General features: G+C 41.4%; 18 protein-coding genes and 3 tRNA genes. 2 read left to right on the top strand and 19 right to left on the bottom strand.

The genetic code is table 11. The features are described 5' to 3' along the window. Positions 1 to 151: 151 nt before the first annotated feature. From HXT20_RS00245 to HXT20_RS00215, 7 genes are all read right to left on the bottom strand, one after another. Positions 152 to 1,012 (bottom strand): ABC transporter ATP-binding protein, encoded by an 861-nt coding sequence (locus HXT20_RS00245; protein WP_004116524.1) that lies wholly within the window; start codon positions 1,010 to 1,012, stop codon positions 152 to 154. Continuing rightward, a complete protein-coding gene (locus HXT20_RS00240; protein ID WP_004116521.1) occupies positions 1,009 to 3,033 on the bottom strand; it encodes a dipeptide/oligopeptide/nickel ABC transporter permease/ATP-binding protein in 2,025 nt (674 codons plus the stop codon). Before HXT20_RS00240 ends, HXT20_RS00245 begins: the two co-directional genes overlap by 4 nt. A gap of 1 nt (position 3,034) precedes the next feature. Further along, entirely contained in the window at positions 3,035 to 3,940 is a 906-nt protein-coding gene (locus tag HXT20_RS00235) for an ABC transporter permease (RefSeq protein ID WP_004113928.1), read from the bottom strand. Between the two features lie 198 nt (positions 3,941 to 4,138). Beyond that, entirely contained in the window at positions 4,139 to 5,704 is a 1,566-nt protein-coding gene (locus HXT20_RS00230; RefSeq protein ID WP_004116517.1) for an ABC transporter substrate-binding protein, read from the bottom strand. A 289-nt stretch (positions 5,705 to 5,993) separates the two neighbouring features. After that, the gene (locus HXT20_RS00225) at positions 5,994 to 6,662 is read right to left on the bottom strand and encodes an N-acetylmannosamine-6-phosphate 2-epimerase (protein ID WP_004113937.1); all 669 of its coding nucleotides are present in this window, start codon (positions 6,660 to 6,662) and stop codon (positions 5,994 to 5,996) included. 24 nt (positions 6,663 to 6,686) lie between these two features. Next, positions 6,687 to 7,688 (bottom strand): ROK family protein, encoded by a 1,002-nt coding sequence (locus HXT20_RS00220; protein WP_422114342.1) that lies wholly within the window; start codon positions 7,686 to 7,688, stop codon positions 6,687 to 6,689. A 43-nt stretch (positions 7,689 to 7,731) separates the two neighbouring features. Next, on the bottom strand, positions 7,732 to 8,664 hold the full coding sequence (locus tag HXT20_RS00215) for a DUF4862 family protein (protein ID WP_422114341.1): 933 nt from the start codon (positions 8,662 to 8,664) through the stop codon (positions 7,732 to 7,734). A gap of 582 nt (positions 8,665 to 9,246) precedes the next feature. On the opposite strand from HXT20_RS00215, the gene HXT20_RS00210 reads away from it, so the two are divergent. Both HXT20_RS00210 and HXT20_RS00205 read left to right on the top strand, forming a co-directional pair. Continuing rightward, the gene (locus tag HXT20_RS00210; RefSeq protein WP_048653110.1) at positions 9,247 to 10,437 is read left to right on the top strand and encodes a lipase family protein; all 1,191 of its coding nucleotides are present in this window, start codon (positions 9,247 to 9,249) and stop codon (positions 10,435 to 10,437) included. Between the two features lie 743 nt (positions 10,438 to 11,180). Then, the gene (locus tag HXT20_RS00205) at positions 11,181 to 12,071 is read left to right on the top strand and encodes a Fic family protein (RefSeq protein ID WP_422114340.1); all 891 of its coding nucleotides are present in this window, start codon (positions 11,181 to 11,183) and stop codon (positions 12,069 to 12,071) included. Between the two features lie 393 nt (positions 12,072 to 12,464). On the opposite strand, the gene HXT20_RS00200 is transcribed toward HXT20_RS00205, so the two are convergent. The 12 genes from HXT20_RS00200 to HXT20_RS00145 form a co-directional block, all read right to left on the bottom strand. Continuing rightward, a complete protein-coding gene (locus HXT20_RS00200; protein ID WP_075038844.1) occupies positions 12,465 to 12,776 on the bottom strand; it encodes a peptidase A8 in 312 nt (103 codons plus the stop codon). Positions 12,777 to 12,958: 182 nt separating this feature from the next. Next, positions 12,959 to 13,032: transfer RNA gene (locus HXT20_RS00195), tRNA-Gly, on the bottom strand. A gap of 74 nt (positions 13,033 to 13,106) precedes the next feature. Beyond that, positions 13,107 to 14,180 carry a M48 family metalloprotease gene (locus HXT20_RS00190; protein WP_421785989.1) on the bottom strand — a complete coding sequence of 358 codons (1,074 nt, stop codon included), beginning with the start codon at positions 14,178 to 14,180 and terminating at the stop codon, positions 13,107 to 13,109. A gap of 176 nt (positions 14,181 to 14,356) precedes the next feature. Continuing rightward, positions 14,357 to 15,856, bottom strand: coding sequence for an FAD-dependent oxidoreductase (locus tag HXT20_RS00185; protein ID WP_422114339.1), 1,500 nt, complete (start codon positions 15,854 to 15,856; stop codon positions 14,357 to 14,359). Between the two features lie 260 nt (positions 15,857 to 16,116). Then, positions 16,117 to 18,468 carry a heavy metal translocating P-type ATPase gene (locus HXT20_RS00180; RefSeq protein WP_422114338.1) on the bottom strand — a complete coding sequence of 784 codons (2,352 nt, stop codon included), beginning with the start codon at positions 18,466 to 18,468 and terminating at the stop codon, positions 16,117 to 16,119. A gap of 272 nt (positions 18,469 to 18,740) precedes the next feature. Further along, positions 18,741 to 18,813 (bottom strand) — tRNA-Ala (locus HXT20_RS00175). Positions 18,814 to 18,845: 32 nt separating this feature from the next. Continuing rightward, positions 18,846 to 18,919: transfer RNA gene (locus HXT20_RS00170), tRNA-Ile, on the bottom strand. A gap of 97 nt (positions 18,920 to 19,016) precedes the next feature. Then, on the bottom strand, positions 19,017 to 19,496 hold the full coding sequence (locus HXT20_RS00165) for a Dps family protein (protein ID WP_422114337.1): 480 nt from the start codon (positions 19,494 to 19,496) through the stop codon (positions 19,017 to 19,019). A 50-nt stretch (positions 19,497 to 19,546) separates the two neighbouring features. Continuing rightward, positions 19,547 to 20,848 (bottom strand): hemolysin family protein, encoded by a 1,302-nt coding sequence (locus tag HXT20_RS00160; protein ID WP_004573593.1) that lies wholly within the window; start codon positions 20,846 to 20,848, stop codon positions 19,547 to 19,549. Positions 20,849 to 20,917: 69 nt separating this feature from the next. Further along, positions 20,918 to 21,748, bottom strand: coding sequence for a TIGR03943 family putative permease subunit (locus HXT20_RS00155; RefSeq protein ID WP_048730942.1), 831 nt, complete (start codon positions 21,746 to 21,748; stop codon positions 20,918 to 20,920). Next, positions 21,745 to 22,848, bottom strand: a complete 1,104-nt coding sequence (locus HXT20_RS00150) for a permease (RefSeq protein ID WP_048730943.1) — start codon at positions 22,846 to 22,848, stop codon at positions 21,745 to 21,747. Before HXT20_RS00150 ends, HXT20_RS00155 begins: the two co-directional genes overlap by 4 nt. Then, positions 22,842 to 23,501, bottom strand: coding sequence for a carbonic anhydrase (locus tag HXT20_RS00145; RefSeq protein ID WP_422114336.1), 660 nt, complete (start codon positions 23,499 to 23,501; stop codon positions 22,842 to 22,844). Before HXT20_RS00145 ends, HXT20_RS00150 begins: the two co-directional genes overlap by 7 nt. Positions 23,502 to 23,634: the final 133 nt, after the last annotated feature.

Genomic DNA, 23,634 nt, shown 5'->3' with positions numbered 1-23,634 from the left:
TCGTATTTTTTATTATTTATGACTTATTGATTTATGACTTTAGATTTTGGAATTAATGGGCGGCCTGCATGGATTTACTGCAAGGTCTTAACAGACCGCCCTCGCATTCAAGCTAGCGACTAACGACTAGCGCTTGCTCGCACTGCTTGCACTACTTGCACTCTTCTTCCGTTGGGTGCAACAGCGAAGGCGCCGCGCCCATCAAAATCTTTGTGTACTCATCTTGCGGATTGTTAATCACCTGGTGAGTTTCGCCACGCTCAACAATCGTTCCATGATTCATAACAACAACCTCGTCGGATATGTATCTAATTGTTTGAATATCGTGGCTAATAAACACCATGGAAAGATTCAGCTTCTTCTTTAAGTCGGAAAGAAGATTCAAAATCTGAGCACGCACAGAAACATCCAAAGCGGAAGTTGGCTCATCTGCGATTATTGCATCTGGGTTAAGCGAAAGCGCACGAGCGATTGCCACGCGCTGACGCTGGCCGCCAGAAAGCTGACCTGGCAAAGCGCCAAGAACAGAGTGAGGCAAACCAACCATTCGGATTAGCTCCTTGGCTCTAGCATCGCGCTCAGCTTTGCTTCCAATCTTGTGCACAACAAGCGGGTCAATCAACTGGTCAATCACACTCATGCGCGCATTCAAAGCCATTGCTGGATCCTGGAACACAACGGAAACCACACGTCCAATATCCATGCGCTCTTTTGCAGTTCTATGCGTAACGTCTTGACCTTTGAACAAAACCTTGCCGCTTGTTACTTGCTGAAGACCGCACATAATGTTTGCAGTAGTAGACTTTCCGCAACCAGATTCGCCAACAATACCAATCGTCTTGCCTGGCATAAGCTTAAGATTCACCTTGTTTACGGCTGTAATCTTGTTCTTGTGGAATAAGCCAGATCCTGCTCGAGTAGTGAACACCACTTCGGCGTCGCGCAACTCGATGATTGGAACATCGCCATTTTCGCTTTGAGTTTTGTTTGTTTCGTTAACATTCATGTTCATCGCACATCTCCTTTATCGGAGTTGGTCAAAATTGCGGAAGGCACATCCGATTCTGGCTCTGGAGGCGCAGCGTAGAAGTGCCACGTTCCTGGAATGCGCTTCATTACTGGGCGCACGTCAAGTCCTTGATCTGGATGAGAAGAACGTGGTGCGAATCGATCTCCCTTAGGGAAGTCGGATGGGCTTGGAACAGTTCCTGGAACCTGATGCAATCTTGGAGCACCAGCCTCAATGGAAGTTACGGAGCCAAGCAAGCCACGCGTGTACTCATGATGCGGATCAGTGAGGATTTCCTTAGTGGAGCCTTGCTCAACAACCTGGCCTGCGTACATTACGGTAATCGAGTGTGCAACCTTAGCAACAAGAGCCAAATCGTGGCTTACAAACACCATTGCGAATCCAAGCTTTTCGCGCAATTCGTTAAGAAGGTCAATCACTTGCTTTTGAACAGTAACATCCAAAGCGGTTGTTGGCTCATCTGCGATTATCAACTTTGGATCTCGCGTAAGTGCCATTGCAATCAACACGCGTTGACGCTGACCACCAGAAAGCTCGTGTGGGTAGGATTCAAGCGTGCGCTTTGGATCCAAGCCTACAAGCTCCAATAACTCTTCGGCGCTACGAGTTCCACCTCTAGAAGTTAGCTGCTTCATCTGCGCTTTAATCAGCATTGATGGGTTTAAGGAAGACAACGCGTCTTGGTATACCATTGCGATTTCGTGTCCGCGCAAAGCATTGTGCTCCTTTGGACTAAGCTTTACAAGATCCTTGCCATTAAAGAGGATTTGTCCGCTAATCTTAGCTTTTGGATCGAGCAAGCCCATAATCGCAAGCGAAGTGATTGACTTACCGCAACCAGATTCGCCAACCAAGCCCATTGTTTCGCCTGGACGAACAGAGAAGCTCAAGTGGTCTACAACATTTACGCTGCCGTAGCGTGGGAACTGAATGCACAAGTCTTTAACTTCAATAACTGGAGGCTCCGTAGACGTTGGCTGCAAGCGATCCGTGCGCTTTAACTCAGCCTCGCGAAGCTTTGCCAAAGACTCAACCAAAGCGTCGTGCTGCTCCTTGTAAGCTGCCACTGGGTCGGTGAGAATCCTATCTTCCTTGCGAGCTGCATCCGCATCTGCAGCGCTCTTAGCTACTGGAGCAGTTGGAGCAGCAACCATTGCGTCCGTAATGCCTTCAGAAAGAATGTTTAGGCACAAAACAGTAATCATGATTGCTAAGCCTGGGAACAATGCCTGCCACCAGTATCCGAAGATAACGCCTGCTTTAGCGGAAGACAAAATGTTGCCCCATGTTGGCGTTGGCTCTGGAATACCAGCGTTGATGAAGCTAAGAGAAGCTTCGAACACGATTGCGTCTGCAACAGAAAGCGTTGTGAACACCATAACTGGAGCTGCAATATTACGCGTTACGTGCTTGAGTAAAATCCAAGGTGCGCGAGCACCAGAAACGATTACTGCACGAACGTAGTCTTTTCCATATTCGCTTATTATGTTTGCTCGCACAATTCTTGCGATTTGTGGAACGTAAAGCACACCAATGGAAATGATGATACCAATCATGGATTGTCCAAGAATTGCAAGGCACACAGCCGCTAATGCGATTCCTGGGATTGACATTACTATATCAATCAGTCGCATTATAAGCTCAGATATCCAAGTGCGGCTTACAGCTGCGATTGCGCCGATTATTGCGCCCATCACTAATGCAAAGAGCACAGACGACAAGCCGATTACCAACGAGTAGCGAGCGCCGTACATAACGCGCGAGAACACGTCTCTACCAAGGTTATCGGTACCAAACCAGTGCGCTCCTGTTGGAGGCTGATAGTTTTGCGTAATCTTTACTGGGTCGCATGGAGCTAGGAATCGCGCGAATACTGCGCAGAATGCCAGTATTGCAATCACAATAAGCGATATTTTAGAACCTAAGCTCATGCTTTTAAATCTGTTAAATTTGATACCTGGCTTAGATGCGGCATCTACTACCTGATTCTTTCCGAATAGCATGTCACACCGTCCTAATTCTTGGGTTGATTAACACGTAAAGCAAATCAACAATAATGTTTATGAAGATGAATGCAATTGCAACAACCAAAACAACACCTTGAACAAGCATTGGTTGGTTGCCATTAATGCCATCGAACATTGCAGTGCCCATTCCTGGGAGTGCAAAAATAACTTCGATAACGATTGCACCACCCATAAGGTAACCGATCTTCATACCAAGAGTCGTGATTGGTGTAATCAGAGCGTTGCGGAACACGTTTCTAGCAACCACCACACTCTTTGGAATACCTGCGCCGATTGCGGTTCGCACATAATCCTTATCCAATTCTTCTACCATCGAGGTTCGTATGATTCGCGTAAGTTGACCTGCTACTGGGAGACCTAATGCAAAGCAAGGCATTGCCATTCTAGCGATGTAAGCTTCTGGATCTTCAAAGAACGGCACAAAATCGCCAGATCCTGGGAGCCATGCAAGCTTGATTTGCAAGACGTAAATCAAAAGAACGCCGAGCCAGAAGGATGGAGTTGCGATTGCAATAATCGAAAGCACGCGGACTGTTTGGTCAACCCAAGTGTCGCGGTAAAGAGCTGCAAAAACGCCGAAGATTACTGCAAAGATTATTGCTATCAACAAACCAATGAAGGTTAGCTGCAAGGTGATTGGGAAGGCATCTGCCACTCTCTGAGCTACAGAATCCTTGTTTACGCCGTAAACACCCATGTTTCCTTGGAATAGTCCAACTATGTAAGATCCAAACTGCTCCCACCACGGACGATCGTAACCCATTTCATGGCGGAATGCGGCAAGTGCTGCTGGCGATGAGTTTTCACCTAATGCTGCAACTGCTGGATCATATTTTGAAAATGACATAAGGAAGAATACGAGGAACGTAACACCGAATGCCATGAATGGCAGTGCGATTAATCGCCTACCTAAAAGTCTAAGAAAATTACTCATAAGACATCCACACATCCATTGAAGAAATTTGTTATTAAGGCATAACAAAACCGGCCCATCTGCACAAAGGCGAGAAAGGTAAACAGCCGGGCCGGTTTTGCGGTTAGAGGTTAGGGAAAATGAAGTTTGTTATTTTTTAGCTTGCACCTACTTTGTTAGCTTTGCTTTTACAAGGTTGATGCCAGTGGAGCCGATTGCGTTCCACTCAGCCAATGCGCCCTTCTTTACAGCAGTCGTAGTCTTACGATGGAAGAGTGGGTACAGAGGAACTTCGTCGCTAATTAAATCGAAGCACTGGTTCCAATACTTCTGGCGATCTGCTGGCTTGGACGCTTCAAGAGCTTCATCCATAAGCTTGTGGAGCTTTGCGTATCCTTCGGAGTTCTTCCAGAATGTGCGCTGACGAGTCCAAGCATTGTCGCCGTACCACCAGCTCATAAGCAAATCTGGATCGTTGCCGAACACAGATGGGTCGCCTGGAGCAAGAACCATGGAGTAGTTTGCGTCGTCGCGGTCGGTAATCTGTGGGTAGAGAGCAGAAGACTTCATAGACTTGATTTCTACATCCATACCAATCTCCGCAAGATCGTTCTTGATTTGTGGAGCAAGCTGAGTAATCCAAGTGTGGTCTGTTGTGTAAAGAGTGAACTTTAGTGGACCGCTTACACCAGCTTCCTTAAGCAAGCTCTTTGCCTTAGCAATGTTCTTGGTGTAAACGTTCTTTGCCTTGTGGTAGTTTGCATAGTTCTTTGGCAAGAAGCTTGTTGCTGGCTCGCCCTGACCGCTCATTTGGTTGGTGATGAGCTTGTTCACATCAATCGCGTAGAGAGCTGCTTGGCGAACTCGCTTATCATCAAATGGCTTTTGCTTTGTGTTGAACATAACGAATGGAAGCGTGAAGCCCTGTGCGGTCTTAAGCTCGGAACCAGACGCCTTCAAAGTGTTGAATGCTTGTGCTGGAACCATTTCCATTACGTCTGTCTTTCCACCTTGCATTGCTGTTACGCGAGCAGTATCGTCAACGGTTACGTTCCAAACCATCTTCTTGGTCTGTGCCTTGTACTTGCCGTTATAAAGATCGTTGCGCTCAAACTTTACTTGGTTATCTGTAATGGACACATACTTCCATGGACCAGAGCCGATTGGCATGTTCTTAAGATCTGCGTCAGACTTTGCTGTTGGAACAATCTGGATTAAAGCAAGACGCTGCTTGAACAGTGGGAATGCTTTCTTTAGCTTGAAGATTACATGACGATTGTCTTTTGCTTCAACTGAATCAATAAAGTCGAGCATAGATATATAGAGGCTGCCTTTTGCAGTTGTGCGCTTGAAGGAAGATACTACGTCTCCTGCTGTTACTTCAGTTCCATCAGAGAACTTTGCAGCATCGCGAATTGTTACCTCATATTCGGTGTCGGAAATCTTCTTTGGCTCACCTTTTGCAAGAGCATTGAAGACTTTAAAATTGCTGTAATCAAGAGCATAGAGCGGCTCTGTCACATGCCAGTTTGCTGCCATTGGCAATGCGCCCGAAGTAGTGGATGGCGCAAAGTCACGGCTTGCGTATGCGACTTGAGCTGTGATTGTATCTTTAACAGCAGTCTTTGCTTTTGCTGCCTTGTGGGATTTTGCTCCACCACAGCCAGAAAGCATCATTAATGCGGCTACACCTGCAGCGATTACCGCGGTTAGCTTTGAGTTAATTCGTGCCATATTTTCTCCTCACCATTGAGTTGTTTTCTTCGCATTTCATCCTCGAATGCGAAAACGTTTTAAATTATAGCGCGTGCGTTATTTTCGCGTTACTTTAAACATAAGAGGTCTGATGTCTGATGTCAAGTTATAAGTGTGTCGAATTTGTGAAAATTTTGATTTAATTTTTGAAGTCATTAAATTAGCACAAAATCGCACAAAATCAACACACATATAATCAATACTTTTATTTATTTGTTTACTTTATCCAGTACGGTTACTGGCGACCAATCCGCCTACAATGCACCGCCTACAACTTTGCCGCAAACCAGCGCGTAATCGACGTTGGATGTGTAATTGCAGTTCCAACCACCGCAGCCCAAGCTCCCATTTGCATAACCTTATGCAACTGATCAGGAGTGTGGATACGACCTTCGCAAATAATCGGATAGTTTGGGAAAGCTTGCAAAATCTGACCTAAAAGCTCAAAATCAGGACCATCAGTCTTTGGCCTTCCGGGAGAAGTGCCAGCCAAAGTGGTAGATATAATATCTGTTCCACAATCCGCCGCGCGCTTAGCGTCATCAAAGTTTCCGCAATCAGCCATAACCACTATGCCTTCGTCATGCAAAGCGCGAACAGTTTGCTCGTAAGTCAAACCATCTGGACGCGGTCTATCCGTAGCATCAATCGCAATAATATCTGCCCCAGCAGCAGCACAGCAGCGTGCATGGCGCAAAGTTGGCGTAATATAAACTCCTTCATGACCGTCTTTCCAGATTCCGATTACAGGCACATCTACCTGCCCTTTAATCGCTGAAATATCCGACAATCCTTGGCATCTAATGCCAACAGCACCACCTTCTACGGCAGCCATTGCCATTTGTGCCATTGTTTCTGGGTGTCTTAGCGGCTCTCCAGGATAAGCTTGGCAGCTAACGACTAAGCCACCTTTAATTTTTTCAATTACAGGATTCATATAGATTCCTCCTTTTTAAAATGATTAAAAATGGTTCAAACTTAAATGAACAGCCCAAGCAGCGCCAATCAGAGGAGCAGATCCTCCAAGTTGACCCTTTAAAATTGGGGTGTTCTTAATCAATGTCAAAGCAGAATCTTCAAATCCACTTCGCATAGCATTCCACCAAATATCACCAGCTTCTACAACAGACCCAGAAAGCACAATCACATCTGGATCTATAAGATTAGCCATTCCAGCTACGCACTCACCCAAAGCCTTACCGCTTCTAGCAAGAATTTCTTTTGCATATTCCTCACCAGAATTTGCTCTTACGCAAACATCATAACCATTTTGGGCTTCTTGAGTACCAGCTGGAAGATTGCTATTGTAAAGAGTGGCAAGCCCCGTTCCAGAAGCCACTGGCTCAATGTGGCCCGCACGCGCTCCGCACGAGCAGTCAAAACCTACTCCCAAGTCACTAACAACGTGACCCGCATGCCCAGCAACTCCGTGCGCTCCTGTAAACAGCTTGCCGTTTATAATAATCGCCCCACCAATTCCAGTGCCTATGCCAACAGAAAATACAATCGACTTTCCGCGACCCGCGCCGTAAATGGCTTCGCCTAAACCATGTCCACCAACATCGCCAATCATATAAACTGGCAAGTCAGTTACGCTCTTAAATGCGTCATAAATTCGCTGCCCTCGCCAACCTGGCAGAATGTCTGTAGCAGCTACAATTTCGCCAGTTTTACTATTTGGCACTCCTGCAGCTGCTATTCCAATTCCGCTAATAGTTTTGCCATTTTTCTGCGCTTCTTCTATGATTTGCGACGCTTTTTCCACTAGGCGATTCTTTATATTTTCTCCACCTTTTGCAGCTTCTGTTGGCATTGAACCATGCTCTTGCACTGTTGGAGATACGTAATCTGCATTTTCTTGGCGAATATTAGAATCTGGCAAAGTCACCAATCCATAGGCGATTTTTGTTCCGCCTATGTCAAAAGCAAGATATGTAGGGCGAGAATCTTTTGTTTCATTCATAAGTAGTTTCCGTTTTCTTTCTTGCGTTTGCGACTTTGCCTATTTACTCGCCCTGCGCAGCGCTCACAGCGTCATGAATACGCGATAAATACCCCAAGCGCTCTTCAACGCTCGCGTCTTGCGGAACGCACACTTTTGCACCCAAATAGTCGATTGCATAATCGTCTTTTAGTGCCTCGCGAGTAGTTTCTTGAATTTCTTTAGACGTCATTAATGACGTTGGCTCATCTGGGTTCATTGGCAAATGACCATCAATCCACTCATATCCGTATTGCGTTGCTTCTGGTCCAGCTCCCGAAAACATTAATCCCTGCAATACTCCTGCTTGCCTTGCTTCGCGCACATGTTCTATAGCAGCTTGAGCATTTCGCTCTTCTACAACGCTTCTTCCCCAGTTTATTGTGATTCCAACCCCAGCATCTTTAGCAATTTGAATCTCTTCTTCTAGAGGTAGGAATCCTTTTTCCGGATTCTGTCCTTCGATATATCGATCGCAGTGTTCTATAACCAGTTTTGCTCCACACCAATCTAGTTGTGCTAGTTCTTCCAACGACTTTTTCATTGCGTCTGCTTGTGCTATTCGAGTTGGCGCTGTGTGTATTTCCACGTGCGATATATCACAACTATCTCGTTTATCTGCAACATCAGCTATGGCTTCGCGAATATCCTTAAAGAATGCGAGCGCACGATGTCTGCCCTCTTCGCTTGGGCTTGCTAGTCCAAATTCTGGATCTGGGTCAAAGTTTATGTGCCTCATTGTCCCAGGTATTGCGGTTATAGTGTTTGCATGCCAATGCGCTGGTATTGCAGATGCTAGCCACGTGCGATTTTGTGGATCTGCTAAATCTCCTGGGTACGGAATCTCTGTTCCAGCAATCCAGCTTTGTTTACCCAGCAAATCGTAGTATTTTTCTTGATCTTCGCGAGTTTTTGGTAACGATGCGTATGCGCCTACAACAAATTTAGCTTTCAGCATGATATCCTCCTTGAAATCGTAGCTGATTTATCTTTTGACTTATCTTTCGACTTGTATCTCGACTCGTCTTTTGATTCGTCTTTTGATTTGTAGATTACACCAATATCACTACAATTCGTCAGACGTCTGATAAATCTTTGTACTTGCGACTAAATTGTTTTCAAACTAAAGCAGATTAATGTCATAAAGTCATAATGTCATTAACACAACAATTTTCACTTATTTTATGCTAGTTAATGATGTATTTAATTGATTAATGCTGTAGCATGGTCATATAAGCTACACCAATACAAGCGTAGATTTGTGCACATCAAGCGCGGATTTGAGCATATAAGAACACTTAGCAGCATCTAGGATTTTCTTAATCGAACTCATATCGTCAAAGTTGATTGCAGAGAGTTATTGAAGAAAATTAAGCATTACTGTAATTGTAATTAAGCGAAGGTGCAGTTTACATAACTTGCTATTTGTAGCTTTTAAGCGTAAAACGCGCTAACAAGATAGTAAAAAACAAAGGATTAATTCCCAAAACGAGTTAGTTCGGGTTAATTCCCAAAATAAATGACAAAAGTAGGAGGAATCATGAAGAAAAGCTTCAAACTAATAGGCTTATCTGCAAGCCTGTGTCTTATGCTAAGCATGTTAAGCATCACTACACCAGCGATGGCATATACTCAAAACGAGCAGCTTACAGAAAGACACACTCCTCTTACAGAGAAAACAGCTAAACAGATTTCAAATGGAGATATAAAGCTGGAGCTTCCCGGAGCTTTAGACATGGCTTTGTATCACAAAAAGCCTTTAGACCCAAATGCTGATTTAGATGGCGACGGCTTAACTAATAGACAAGAAATTTACACTTATACTAAAAACGGTAAAACTTATTATGGGTACAATTCTCACCCTATGATGAATGACACTGATGGCGATGGTATTCCAGATAATCAAGACAGCAATCCTCGCAGATGGGATATAAGCCCACGAGATATGACGCTATTTTCTGAACTTTCTTATCGCGATGATAGTTATATAAACAAGGTTCTTGATTACACTAAACCACTTCATGACATTTATAAGAACCGCAATGAATATCGTCTTATGCACAATGAGATAGCCCCGTTCTGGAAAGTTAAAGAAACCTACCACAATAGGGGTGGTTTTGACGCTGTCTTGTTTGAAAATGTAAGTCCTTATCCGTTCTTAGAGCAAGGAACTGTTCAAGTTCTTGCAATTCGTGGAACTTCTCAATTCAATGATTATGACGATGATCTTGCAATAGCTGTAGGTCGCAATCCAGATCAGGCTTACGATGTTGAACAACTTATTGAGCGTTATGGCAGAGAACACACTGTAAATAATCTATATATTACTGGTCATTCTCTTGGAGGCTATTTAGCTCAACGAGCTTTGATTCGTGCAGACGGTAAAGGATATTCTTGGCTTAAGAAAATCTACACTTTCAACGCTCCTCAAATTTGGGGAAATATCTTCAACCGTTGGCTTCGCACTGCAGCAAACGCAGGGAATCGTCTGACTCGCGAAGGTTATGCTGTTCATTACAAAGTAGACAACGACAGAGTTATTCGTTCTGTCGGCAATTTTGCAGGAGCTATAAGTGTTGGCAATTCTGCAGAAGGGCATGGCTCTCGAAGCTACTTTGAACCACGAATGAACAATTTCCCAGGGTTTACCGTAGGAACTAGAGGAGATATATCTGGTACTGGGCGTTGGATGGAAGAGCTTAATAATTTCTACAATGTTCGCACGTTCTAATTTATTGCTAATTGTTAATTAGTGATTTGTAATTAGCAATAGGCAACTGGTGCGTGTAATTTACTAACAATAAACTAAGCGCTGACTTACAAAATGTGTATTAACGCATAAATAAGTCAGCGCTTTTTATGTTGATTAATCCAACTATTCTGGGTTATTTCACAAAGATTTTATCTGGCACAAGAACATCCTAGTGGAGAAAGAAAATCATCCCACACCGAGAAGACTCAGGCGAGCTGAACTATTGTCTAGTATTCCAGCATCCAGATAAGACCAGACTAAAACTTTCTTCAATATAAAACTTATGCAATATTCACTCAAACGCATCGCATTCCCATAGCGTGCTTATAAGAACTTGTATACACAAAAACGTATTTTTTGTACATTCAATGTACAATTTTTTATACATCCAATGTACAAAAAATACGACTTACACATCTTTTGTCTAAATATCACACACAGAATTCAGACTGAAATCAAGGGTCCAAAACGCCAAAAGTGTGTAAAAAAAATAAACTCATAGCCCTTGTTGCAGTGAGGCTTATAGCGTATCAAATGTGCTTATTCTTTACTTGCAAAATCATTCTAAACAAAGATATCCCAATATTTAACACAGCTTCACGTTACTGGTTTTATCAATCACTATTGTTCCGATAAATTAAATATGTTATTCCGATACCGTTTATATTATTCCGATAAAACGTTAAAATATAATAAAATGCAACAATGATTAAGGGTATTTTATGTATATAACAGTAAAGCAAGCTGCTGAAAAATGGGGCATATCAGATAGAAGAGTAAGAATTCTATGCTACGAAGGGAAAATTCCAGGAGCATATCGGGAAGGAAGATCCTGGAAAATACCACATGACGCATCAAAGCCAACCGACGGAAGATATAAAATTAGTGAATCTCTAATTCCAATCATAAAAACTAAATTAGAAACCCTTAAAACAAGAAGACCCTTAACTGAAGGAGAATTAGAAAGACTTAATGAAGAATTTCTAATAGAATATACATATAACTCAAATGCAATTGAAGGAAACACTTTAACACTGCGCGAAACAGACATGGTTCTTAGAGGGCTTACTGTTGATCAAAAATCATTAAAAGAGCACCTAGAAGTTATTGGACACAAAGAAGCCTTTGATTACGTAAAGCAGCTTGTTAGCGAAAATAAGCAGATAAATGAAAAAGTTATAAAAGACATACATTATTTAGTTTTAGCTAACAAGAGAGAAGATAGAGGCGTTTATAGAAGAGTTCCCGTTCGAATTATGGGATCTACACATGAGCCACCACAACCATATTTAATCGCTTCAAAAATGGAAGAATTACTGAAAAAATACAAAAACAGCAATGAAGATATTGTTACTAAACTTGCTCGTTTTCATATAGAATTCGAAAGCATTCATCCTTTTATTGATGGAAATGGAAGAACAGGAAGACTGCTGGTCAATTTGGAGTTGATGAAAGCAGGGTACCCACCAATAGATATAAAATTTACTGATCGCTTGAAATATTATGAAGCTTTTGATGAGTATCACGCAAAGCATAACGTGTCTGCCATGGCAAACTTGTTTGCAAGATATTTAAATCAAAGACTTGATTTGTATTTGTCTATTTTAGAGTAATGGTCATTTTTAATTAAAGCTACGCGCAATTGTCTTTACTGTTATTCTCTCAGATAGTTGACTGAATTATTGACAGTACTGTAGTCGAATCTCCGACTTGGTCACAGATTCTGTTTGACCTATAACTCAAATGCATTGCGTTGTAAGCGCGCGATTATAAAATTTGTATACACAAAAAACGTATTTTTTGTACATTCAATGTACAATTTTTTATACATTCAATGTGCAAAAAATACAATTTATGCATCTTTTGTCTAAATATCACACACACTTCAGACTGAAATCAACAAATCACAATCAAACCAAACACAACATATAACAAACATAGCCTTCTGAATTTTAATTAAACTCAGAAGGCTATTATTATTTGATAAACTGTTTAATCTAGTTATTTTACATAGCTATTTTTTTACTCTTAAAAATAGTTATAGCAGCAATACTTACAACAAGAACAGCAAGAACAATCAATGGCGCCGTGAAATAATTTGTGTAGAATTCACGCACATCAACATCTACGGAATTGATAGTCGCAGCATAAGAAATATACGACAATACGCCTAATACAACATCAATAATTGCATATGAGTACGCATCTTTATACAACTCTTTAGCTGATTTGCTGCTTTTAACCCATAAAATTACAGATAGAACCAAGCCTATTAACATTGATGCAACAGCAACAAGTGCAAACAACATATCTAACATAAAAACCCTCCTGACCAATTAAATCCTCTTCCATAGCGGATTCAATATAATTCTAATTTAACTAAGATTTTCGTGTCAATATTAAAAAAAAATCACAGAATTTCGCACATTATTTTCACATTTAGACTATTTTTAAGGTGCAATAACAGGCGAAGAACGTTGATATATCAGATCTCCCCACATGGAGCGGACAACGGGAATCGAACCCGCCTCTGAAGCTTGGGAAGCTTCCATTCTACCGATGAACTATGTCCGCATGTTCGGCTGCTGGCGATTAATACCTTCAAATGACTCGATTAATCAATCTAGACAACAAACCATATAAGGATATCATGCTCCGCTTACGGCTACAACTACACTAGGAAATCTTCTCCCATATCGGATGTTGAATACAGATTCAGACTTATCAAATTCATCTGGTCTTGCAGCAGCTTCATTTTCATAAGACATTTCCGCATACCCAGAATACTCAGCATTATCCTCTTGCGACTTAGCCATTAGTCTCAAGAAGTTAACTCGCTCTTTAACAGCTGACTGATGAGAAAACATCTTCAATAATTTTGATTTATCATCTTCAAATGGATTTACAATCATCAGCGAAGACATTGCCTGCAATCCATCGGCTCTACTCATCTCATGTATTTTTGCACCGTAAGAAATTTTATTCAGAGCAGAAGCCAAAGCTGCAGGATCTCCCGTAAGCATTCCAGCGCTTTTATCTGCGTCAAATTCGCGTCTTCTAGAAACCACCAGCTTAATCATCAATGCTCCAACTGGCACAAAAATCACATTTAAAACTTGACCAACAATCTTTAACACTGGGCAACGGCTTTTAGAAGATTCTGATCTAACAGCAAACTCACTATCAGCAGTATGCTTCTTTTTGGAATACGTAAGAACATAGCCAACATAAGTCATAATTGTCGCAATAGCTGAAGCAATAGTGGAATTCAAAATATCATGATTATAAATATGAATCAGCTCATGACTTACAACTCCACGCAACTCACGCTCATTCAGAATGTTTAAGAGTCCACGCGTACAACAAATAACAGCATGTCTTTCACTGCGACCAATTGCAAAAACATTAGGACTATCCATTGGAGCAACGTAAAGATGCGGCATCGGTCTTTCGATTCTCGCAGAAATCTCGCGAACAATACCATACAAGACTGGCTCTTCATCTTCACTGACTTCTATAGCATTCACCATGCGAATTGCGAGCTTGCTAGAAAGCCAATACGTACACACACTGAGAATTATTCCTAAAACTACAAACCAAATCAGCATAGGCAAGCGCAATCCACAGGCAGCCCAAATTAAGGCAAGAATCAACCAGATTACTGAGAACAGTGCTGCTGTTTTCAGATAATTGCGGCATCGCATTCCTATATTGCTGAACATGTTTACGATTCTAATAATCGGAACTGTAATTTTGCTGAATGAAAACTGTATATTTATAATTAATATGTTTAAGATTAATGCTAATTAGTGTATTTAAGATTTATAATCTGTTAACAAGTGGTCACTAAACGTTTTGCAAATGTGCATAACGTAAGCGACCACTAAAAATTAACAAACTATTGTTGATGATTTGCTATATCTATAAGCATTTGCTTAGATACAACCTTTTTGCGAGCGCGATTTTCTGCCACACCAGATTCGACTTCGAAGGCATCAACTCTTTTCCAACCATCAAAATCAACTACATCCACACCTCTGGAAGCGAGAAGCTCTTCGATAGATTTAGGCTCTCTATCTTCAGCAAATCTTCCTCTCAAAGAATTGGATTTAGAATTATCACCATCGAAATTATCACCATCGCCTGCAGCTAAATCTTCCAACATATTTGCAACTATTTGCAAAGCGTCTGACTTTGTAGAACCAATTAATCCAACAGGTCCTCGCTTAGCCCAGCCAGTTGCATACAAGCGTGGACGCACAACATCACCATCTGGATCAGTTACTATGCGACCATCTTTATTCGCAAGAAGAGTTTTGCTCTCATCGTAAGCAACGCCAGAAACCTTAGCAGGCTTATATCCAATCGCATGGTAAACCGCTTGAACAGGGTATTCTTCAAACTCTCCAGTACGAGTCATTTTTCCGTCCGCGCTTGTAACTGTGCGCTCTACTCGAATAGCACGCACTCGCCCATCTTCTCCTAGAATCTCAACTGGATCAGAATTGAAGTGAATAATATATCGTCGATTTGCAGGATTGCCTTCAAAATCAACGTTTCCACTATCTTCCATATCTTCGCTCAAATCGCGTATAGCAAAAAGCTCTTCTACCATTTGACGAGTCAATTTGTCTTTTCCAGCAACATCAATAGTTTCATCGTCCAAGTCAAAATCGTTTTCGTTTACAACTACTTGCACGCCAGAAAGCTTTTCCATCTCGCGCAATTCTTGCACAGAGAATTTAGCTTGAGCAACGCCTCGTCTAATAAACAAGTGCAATATTTTAGCCCGGTTTTTAAGCAAACCATCGTAAACGTCGTCAGAAATATCTGTGTGCTCGCGGAGATAATCCGCATCTCGCAAAAGCTCGCGCGCAACATCCATAGCAACGTTTCCGCCACCAATAACAGCCACTTGGCTTGCATCAAGCGGCCAAGCGCGCTCACTGGTAGGATACCCGTCGTACCATTCCACAAATTTTGCAGCGCCATAAACGCCGTTTAACGATGCTCCTGGAATACTAAGCAGCTTATCTTCTACAGCGCCCGTAGCAAACAGAATTGCGTCATAGCGCGGCAACAAATCTTCTAGCGTAATATCTTTGCCAAATTCAACATTCGCATACAAGTGAATATTTGGATTATCAAGCGTTTTAGCCAAAGCATCTGCAATGAATTTTATGCTCGGATGGTCTGGCGCAACTCCATATCGAACCAGCCCGAATGGAACTGGTAGTTTTTCAAATAAATCGATTCTAGCGCTCGTACCTAATCCCATTTCGTCACCCAATTTTTTAAGCTGACGAAGAAAAATATCTGACGAGTATATTCCGGCAGGCCCCGCACCAATAACTGCGATTCGCAATTCGTGCGAATCCGCATCATAATTCGTTTCCATAAATTTTCCCATGTTGTTATTCAAATTTTGTTATTCAATGTTGTTATTTAAAACATTACATTTTGCGTGTTTCGAGCATTCTTAAGCATTTTGAACTCTTTTTGTAAACTGTTTTATAAGTCGCTTCCTTAAATGCTCCACTACTTAGACTAGCGCCTTGACTCATTCAAGAAAAGACCAAAGTGAATATTGTCACTTATATACATTTTTGCTTATGCGTGCTTGTAACTTGTGACTTATGCACATATGCACATTTACTCTTACGCGCGCTTTCCTTTCAACGCTGTAAGCGCCCATAAAATTGACACAACATCAATCATCTCTTGCATCATAGCTCCAAGAACTGCAGGAATCAGCCCAAAAGCCGCCGCAATCATGCTTATAACAGCTAAACCGATTCCCAACATAACAGCCTGAACCATAACACGCTTTGTGCGTTTGGCTACACTAACTGCGTTTGCTACAGCATAAATGTTGTTGTTCATAATCACAACTTGCGCGCACTCCGAAGCCGCTGTATCCGTTCCATCAGTCAAAGCCACTCCAATGTTTGCTGCAGCCAAAACTGGTGCATCGTTTACGCCATCTCCAACCATCATTGTTACGCGCTTATCTTTTTTCTTATCCATAAAGCTGCCAAAGATGCCAAAACTGCCAAATCTGCCGCAATCTTCTTCGCTTTTGTAATCACTATAGTGCTGTTTTATGCACTCAAGCTTGTCTTGTGGCAGCAAATTAGCATTTACTCGCTCAATACCAACGCTTTTTGCTATTGTTTGAGCAGCTTGCAGACCATCTCCAGTAAGCATGCTTATTGAACGAACACCAAGTTTTCTGAGTTTTTGAATCGTAGATTTTGCATTTTCTCTAGGCACGTCTTTTAGAACGATTCGCCCAACAAGTTTGCCATCAAAAGAAACGTATGTCGCCATTTCGTCGGCAGAAAGCTCTTCAAAATTGCTTTCTATTTTTGATATATTTTCTACATTTGCACGTTTGGCTTTATCTTCGGTTGCTTGCAACTCATCCTCGGGATTGCCAGCTGACGCTTGCAAAACGTAGCTTTTTCGCCCAACTCTAACGTTTACGCCATCCACAACTCCGCGTATGCCCTGACCTGCTGTTTCTTTGACATTCTGCACAACAGGATATTCTCTCACGCTTGGAAGCTGCGGAACGGCAGATGGATGAGTGTTTTGCCAAAGATCCGATCCAGCTTTTGCAATTCCTCCTGCAAGAATGTGCTGTGAGTATGTTTCCAGAACACCAGCAAACATTAGTATCCTATTTTGCAACCCACTATTTTCTTGATTTTCCTGATTTTCGCTATTTTGATGATTCGCTAAATCCACTCTAACAACTTGAGGCTGTTTAACAGTAAGCGTTCCCGTTTTGTCAAAGAACACATCTGTTACTCGGCTTAGCTGCTCTAAAACATCTTGGCTTTTTACCACAATACCAAGTTTTGCAAGTCTTCCTGTTCCTGCCATAAACGCCACTGGAACAGCTATCAAGAGCGGGCAAGGAGTAGCTAACACCAAAACTTGCGCAAATCTTAAAGCCTGACCAGATGCAGCCCAAGCAACGCCTGCAATCACAAAAGAAATCACCGTAAAAGGAACGGAAAGCATATCCGCAAATCGAACTACAGCAGCCTTGGAACTTCTTGCAGATTCCACCAACTTCATGATTTTTTGATATTGCGAATTTTGCGATAACTTAGTTACGCGCATAATCAACACAACGCCGCCATTTACGCATCCAGACAACACTTGCGCGCCAGCAAACACTTCACGCGGAAGAGATTCGCCGTTTATTGCGCTTGTGTCTAGAACAGCAGAACCGCTTAAAAGCTGACCGTCTACAGGAACTGTTTCTCCTGGAAGAACAACTATTACATTGCCGATTTTTAGATCTTCAACTGAAACTGTTTTGAATCTTTGTAATTGGCTAGAAGACTTTACATCTTGCAATATTGGGCATTCTTTAGAGTTATTGTGACATTTTTTACACGATTCACAACTAGTAAAATCTTTATGTTCTTGCAATGCCTCTAGCGAAGATTCATTGCTTACTTTTCTAAAATGACTATGATCGAGCAGAGCACATTGCTCACAAGATTCACCGCACACTATTCCAGGAAGTGTCATTAAATGCGCGGTTTGCGGAGATGCGTTTACTAAAAGAGATAGATTTTTTTGCGCTGCATCTTGCGCAAAGTCTTCGATTGCTTCGCCTGTAAACACCATTACAACAATCAAATAACTTGCCCAAAATTCGCCTATACAAAGCGTTGCAAGCAATGCAACAAACGCAAGCAAGTCAATTCCAAGTGTGCCATGCGCCAAATCATCAATCATACTTAAAAGAGACTTAACACATGTGTATAAAACTAAACATGTTATTATACTTTGCCCGATTGTAAGGCTTATTTGCACATTAAAATCAACGTTTATTAACGAAAGTAGGAAAGTAAACGTCTTGCTTATAACTTTGCAAAAATCGAGTATAAAAGTCAGATTGCTAGAATAAAACGCCGCAATAAACGGGAACAAAACTAAAACTATTACTAATTGAGGAGCACGACTGCAATACGATAAAAGTTTACGCATACACTTTCCTTACGCTGATCAGGTTAACCGCTTAAGACGCTGCTAACACACGATTTCACGCCTTGTTAACCCATTGAGCATCCACTTAAGCATGCGCAATACACGGCGTAAAGATATCTATATTCATTTATTGGTGTTCAGTTTAGCAAAACACCTTGATGAGAAACATTCTCATATAACAAAATGCGCGTAAGAACAAGAAACACACGAAAGAAGACGATAATACGAATATATGAAAAAGGTTTCTAGCGATTGGCTAGAAACCCTGTTTGTGGAGCTAAGGAGACTCGAACTCCTGACCCTCTGCTTGCAAAGCAGATGCGCTACCAGCTGCGCCATAGCCCCATTGGAGAAAAAGAACAAAATGCTCAATTTCGTGGGCCCGGGAGGACTTGAACCTCCGACCTCATCCTTATCAGGGATGCGCTCTAACCACCTGAGCTACGGGCCCAACTTGTATGTCGAAAACATACAAGTAGTTAGATTAGCACATGAAACAAAAATGTCAAATAGCAAATCTAAGCGTGTCGCAAAATTATTCTACAAAATTACTCTAAATGACTGCGCATAAACCACTGGAACTTTTCAAGCTGCTGAACATGGTCTTGAATAATGTTTGAGCTAACAATATCGAGATTATCAAGCTGAGAAATTGCCTTACGATCATCTGCAATCATATCGTTGTAATACTCAATTAATGCTTGCAAATACTCTTTGGTGGACTTTCTACCACTAAGAGCAAAACGCTTCCAAGTGCGCGAAGCTACAACATCATCTGCGCGACCAAGTGGGGATCCACCAAGCGTTGCAATTCGCTCAGCTGTTTCATCGGCTTGAGCTAAAACTTCTGCAACCTGAGGATCAAGCATTTCATGAACTGCAATAAAGTCTGGACCCGTAACATTCCAATGTGCATGCTTTAAGACTAAAGCAGCTTCCTGCTCATGGCTTAAGCGATTCTGCAAAATATCGATTGCTTTCTCACTAGCCGATTCGTCAAGACCTGGCACAATATGAGTTAAAGCCATATTAGTATCCTCCATTTTTTGTTTATTTTTGTTTAATTTTATTCAAATCTTTAATTTACTTCGGTTTTTCTGACTTCAATCGTAGCTATTCTACGCCCATCAACCTCCGTAACTGTCATATCGTAGCCATCCGCATCGTGCAAAATAGCTCCAACCTTGCCCATTGAGCCAGTGTGAGCAAGGAAATAGCCTGCAACAGTTTCATAAGGTCCATCCTCTAGCTCAATTCCAGTCACATCTGCGAAATCTTCTATAGTCATTCCACCGTCAACCGTAGCAACCCCGTTTACAAACACAGTAGCTTTACTGTCACGCTTCAAATCTGACTCGTCTGGCAAATCGTATTCATCTCTGATATCTCCAACCAATTCCTCGGTCATGTCTTCAAGAGTTACGATGCCATCCGTTCCGCCATACTCGTCAATAACAACAGCAAGATGTATTCCGCGTTTTCTAAGCATCTCCAAGCTTGGAAGCAATTTAGACGTTCCAGGAAGACTTATTCCTTCTCGAGTTACATCTGCAACTGTTTTAGCATTAGGATCTCTAACATCTAACAAATCGCGTACATGCACAAATCCAATAACATCGTCAAAATCTTTGCCTGTTACAGGATATCTAGAATATGGCAATTCTCTAATTTTTGCAGCAGCTTCTTCAAGACTTAAAGATCCGTCCAAAAACTCAACGTCTGCACGAGGACGCATAACTTCGGCAACAATCGTTTCAGAAGCATCAAAAACATCGTCTAAAATTGTTCGCTCATCTTGGCTAAGCTTTTTATTCGAGTTAACTAAAACACGTAGCTCTTCGTCGGAAACTTCACTTTCCTTTTCGTTTGGATCGAATCCAAGAAGTCTCACAAAACCGTTGGTGTTCTTAGCAATCAACCATATTAACGGCTTGCATATTTTGGAGAATATATCTACTGCTGGAACAACTGCTCGAGCGATTTGCTCAGAGCGCTGCATTGCTATTCTCTTTGGCACAAGTTCAGAAATTACTATTGAAAAATACGATATTATAAGCGTTAAAACAATAGTCGTTAATGGTCCAGCAACATGATCTGGAACTCCCCAAGACTTTACAATTGGCACAATATGAGGCGCGATTGCAGATTCGCCAAAAGACGCCGAAAGAAATCCCGAAAGCGTAACTCCGATTTGAAGAGTGGAAAGAAAAGTGTTTGGATCTCGAGCTATTTTTGCAACTCTTTTCCCACGAGCATCCTGCGTTTCCATGCGGTCTAATTGCGACGATCGCAAATTAACAAGCGCAAGTTCGGTTGCTGCAAATATGGAACCAAACAAAAGGAACACAACAATGAGTGCAATGTTAAAACCCAACGACATACTTGCTATCTTAGTTGAATTTAACATATATAAAAAGCTTTGTGCTTAATATCGGAATAATATACACAATCAGGTTCTATAAAAATAACCGGATGGAGCTTTACTTATCTCTTTAATGGATTCAACTTTAAGAACCACACCTTTGTGTGAATATCCACTAACACCAATATTCCCAAGTGAGATATTAGCTTTTACAATCACCCATTGGTGATTTTTAAATCGTAAGTTTTTAGAAAAATCTGCAACAAACCCAAACGGAGACATATCTAGAATGCAGCAAGACATAAATTGTCTAGATATGCGAACCTGATTTTTAGAAAGCGTGTTTTCTCGACTTATAAAACCTTTTACCACAATTTCATATCCCTGGTATTTCTCTAAATTATGGTCAATTTCGTCATACCAATTTCCAAAATCATCGTCTGAAATAATAATTTTTTTATTAGCTACGTCTAGTTCTCTTAAAGTTTTTTTATTATTTTTACGATTAGACGCGATTGCTATTGCGCGCCCAGAGGCGTACTCGTCAAAACCTGCAGACTTTGTAAAACCTTGATCTAATGCTGATTTTGACATTTGAAGTGGAATTAAAATCACGAGCATTGGAATTATTAGGGAAACAAGAATGCGTTTAGAATCTTTTGCAAAAACTGGAATAATACCAAAAAGCGAGCAAATTCCCAAAACAAAAAGCAAAATCGCAGCAAAAATAAGGTATACGAATGCGCGCGGAGTGGTAAGGATTGTGTAGCATCCGCTTAATGCGCTCCACATTAGTGTGGCTGAAAAGCAAATCAAACACAACGATTGCGCAATATGAGCAAAAGTAATTTTATGCTTAGTTTGCTTGCAATCTGCATTATTACAATCAACATTGCATACAACATTTACACTACTCATAGCATCACACCCCATGCAAGGTGAACAAGAAGCGCTGCGAGTAAGCAAATAACAACAATAGTTGCTGTTAGACGTATCACAAATTTCCCTTTAAAATCTTCAATAAGCATAAGAGTGTTTTTTATGTCTAGCATTGGCCCAAAAAGCAGAAAAACAATTACTGAACTCATTGGAAGAGAAGCAGCCAAAGAGCGCGCAATTACTGCGTCGGAGCTTGAACATAAGGAGCTTGCGTATGCTATTAGCATCATTGCTGGAATCGCCACAAAAACTGTTGTTGTGTTTATTTTTGATGCAGGATCTGCGCCAAGCCAAACGCGAATAATCGAAGCTACAGTTGTTCCAAACAATATTATTGGCATTAATCGCATAAAATCCGCATAGACGTGATGAGCATAAATTTTTAAATGATCTTTAAAACTTATTAAAGGCCCATCATTATTGTCAAAATCACATGAATCACATGTTGATCCACATGATTTTATGAAAAATTTTTCCCTTAAAACTTGTGATTTTACAGGAAAAATCACAAAACTAATTCCCACTAAAAGAGCCACACCAACACCCAAAGCCACTCGAGTCACAGCAACTGCTGGAACGTCCGCAAATGCGTACCAAGTAGCCCAAATAGAAACAGGATTTACCACTGGCACAGCGCATAGAAATGTCACAGCACAAGGCAATGGCAGCTTTCGCGCAACAAGACGAGAAAACGTTGGAACAACAACACAATCACATACTGGCACACAGACTCCAGCAAGAATTGCAGCCAAAAAGCCGTTTGCAATAGACTTTGGAGCGTGTTTTTCAATAAAATCTGCCGTAATCCACGTTTCTACAGCAGCAGAAACAAGCACGCCAATTAGCGTAAAAGGAACAGCTTGTAAAAGCAGCCCAGCAACACCCATAATAATAGTGTTTACAGGCATCCAAGGGTTGCGCGCTTGCAACGCTGGAAACATTGCAATAATAAGAGCTACAAGAGGCACTCCTGCAATCAAAAAAAGATAGTTTGCAGAATTTGCTTGTTTTGCTTTACTTGCTTTACTTGCTTTTTCTACTTGGCTCGCTGTTTTTGCTTCAGTTTCTGTTTTTAGCATGACAACACTTCCACCAAGCCGTCACTCATTCGATACCTTGCTCCAACAAGCATCAAAGCGTCTTTGAAAACAGCTTCGCGAATTATTTGTGATTTTTCGCAAATTTCAGCCAAAATATTAGACACGTGAATACGTTCAATATCATCTGTATCTAAATTTTCCTCAACACCTGCGAGCGCAGCAGACCCTAAAGAACGCAGCAATATTGACTCACTCGACTCAATTATTTTGCTTGTTTTATCTTCGCCGTATTCAGAAACCAGCTTTTGCACGTTCGGCAAAACAGCCTTTACGGCGCCGCAATGCTCATGCCCAAGCACAACCAACACTTTTACTCCCAAATCACTTACAGCGTATTCTAGCGAAGCTATTACGGCATCATCCAACACTTCTCCAGCTGTGCGAACAGAAAAAATATCGCCCAAACCGGCATCGAATATAAATTCTGGAGCAACTCGCGAATCTGCGCACGAAAGCACAACAGCTCCAGGATGCTGACCGTCAATAAGTTTCATGCGCGATTCTGAATTTACGCCTGCATGCGCTGAATTGCCGTCTGCAAATTTGCGATTCCCTGCAAGCATTGCGCTTAATACCGATGTAGCTAAAACTGAATCTTCATTAGCAAAATCTTCGCTGACTTCTTCTTGCATTATTATCTCCTACACTGGCATTGGCAATATTTTCAGTTGCTTAAAGTTTAAAATTTTTGACTTAGAATATATTGTATCTTTCGTAGTAAATAAGAATTTTGTTTAAGAATATAAGCCTATTATCAAAAAAGCT

The sequence above is a fragment of the Gardnerella sp. DNF00109 genome (assembly GCF_049262845.1).
Taxonomy (GTDB): Bacteria; Actinomycetota; Actinomycetes; order Actinomycetales; family Bifidobacteriaceae; genus Bifidobacterium; species Bifidobacterium vaginale.
The sequence above is the reverse complement of the archived record's forward strand: the minus strand, read 5'-3'. Positions and strand labels throughout refer to the sequence as shown.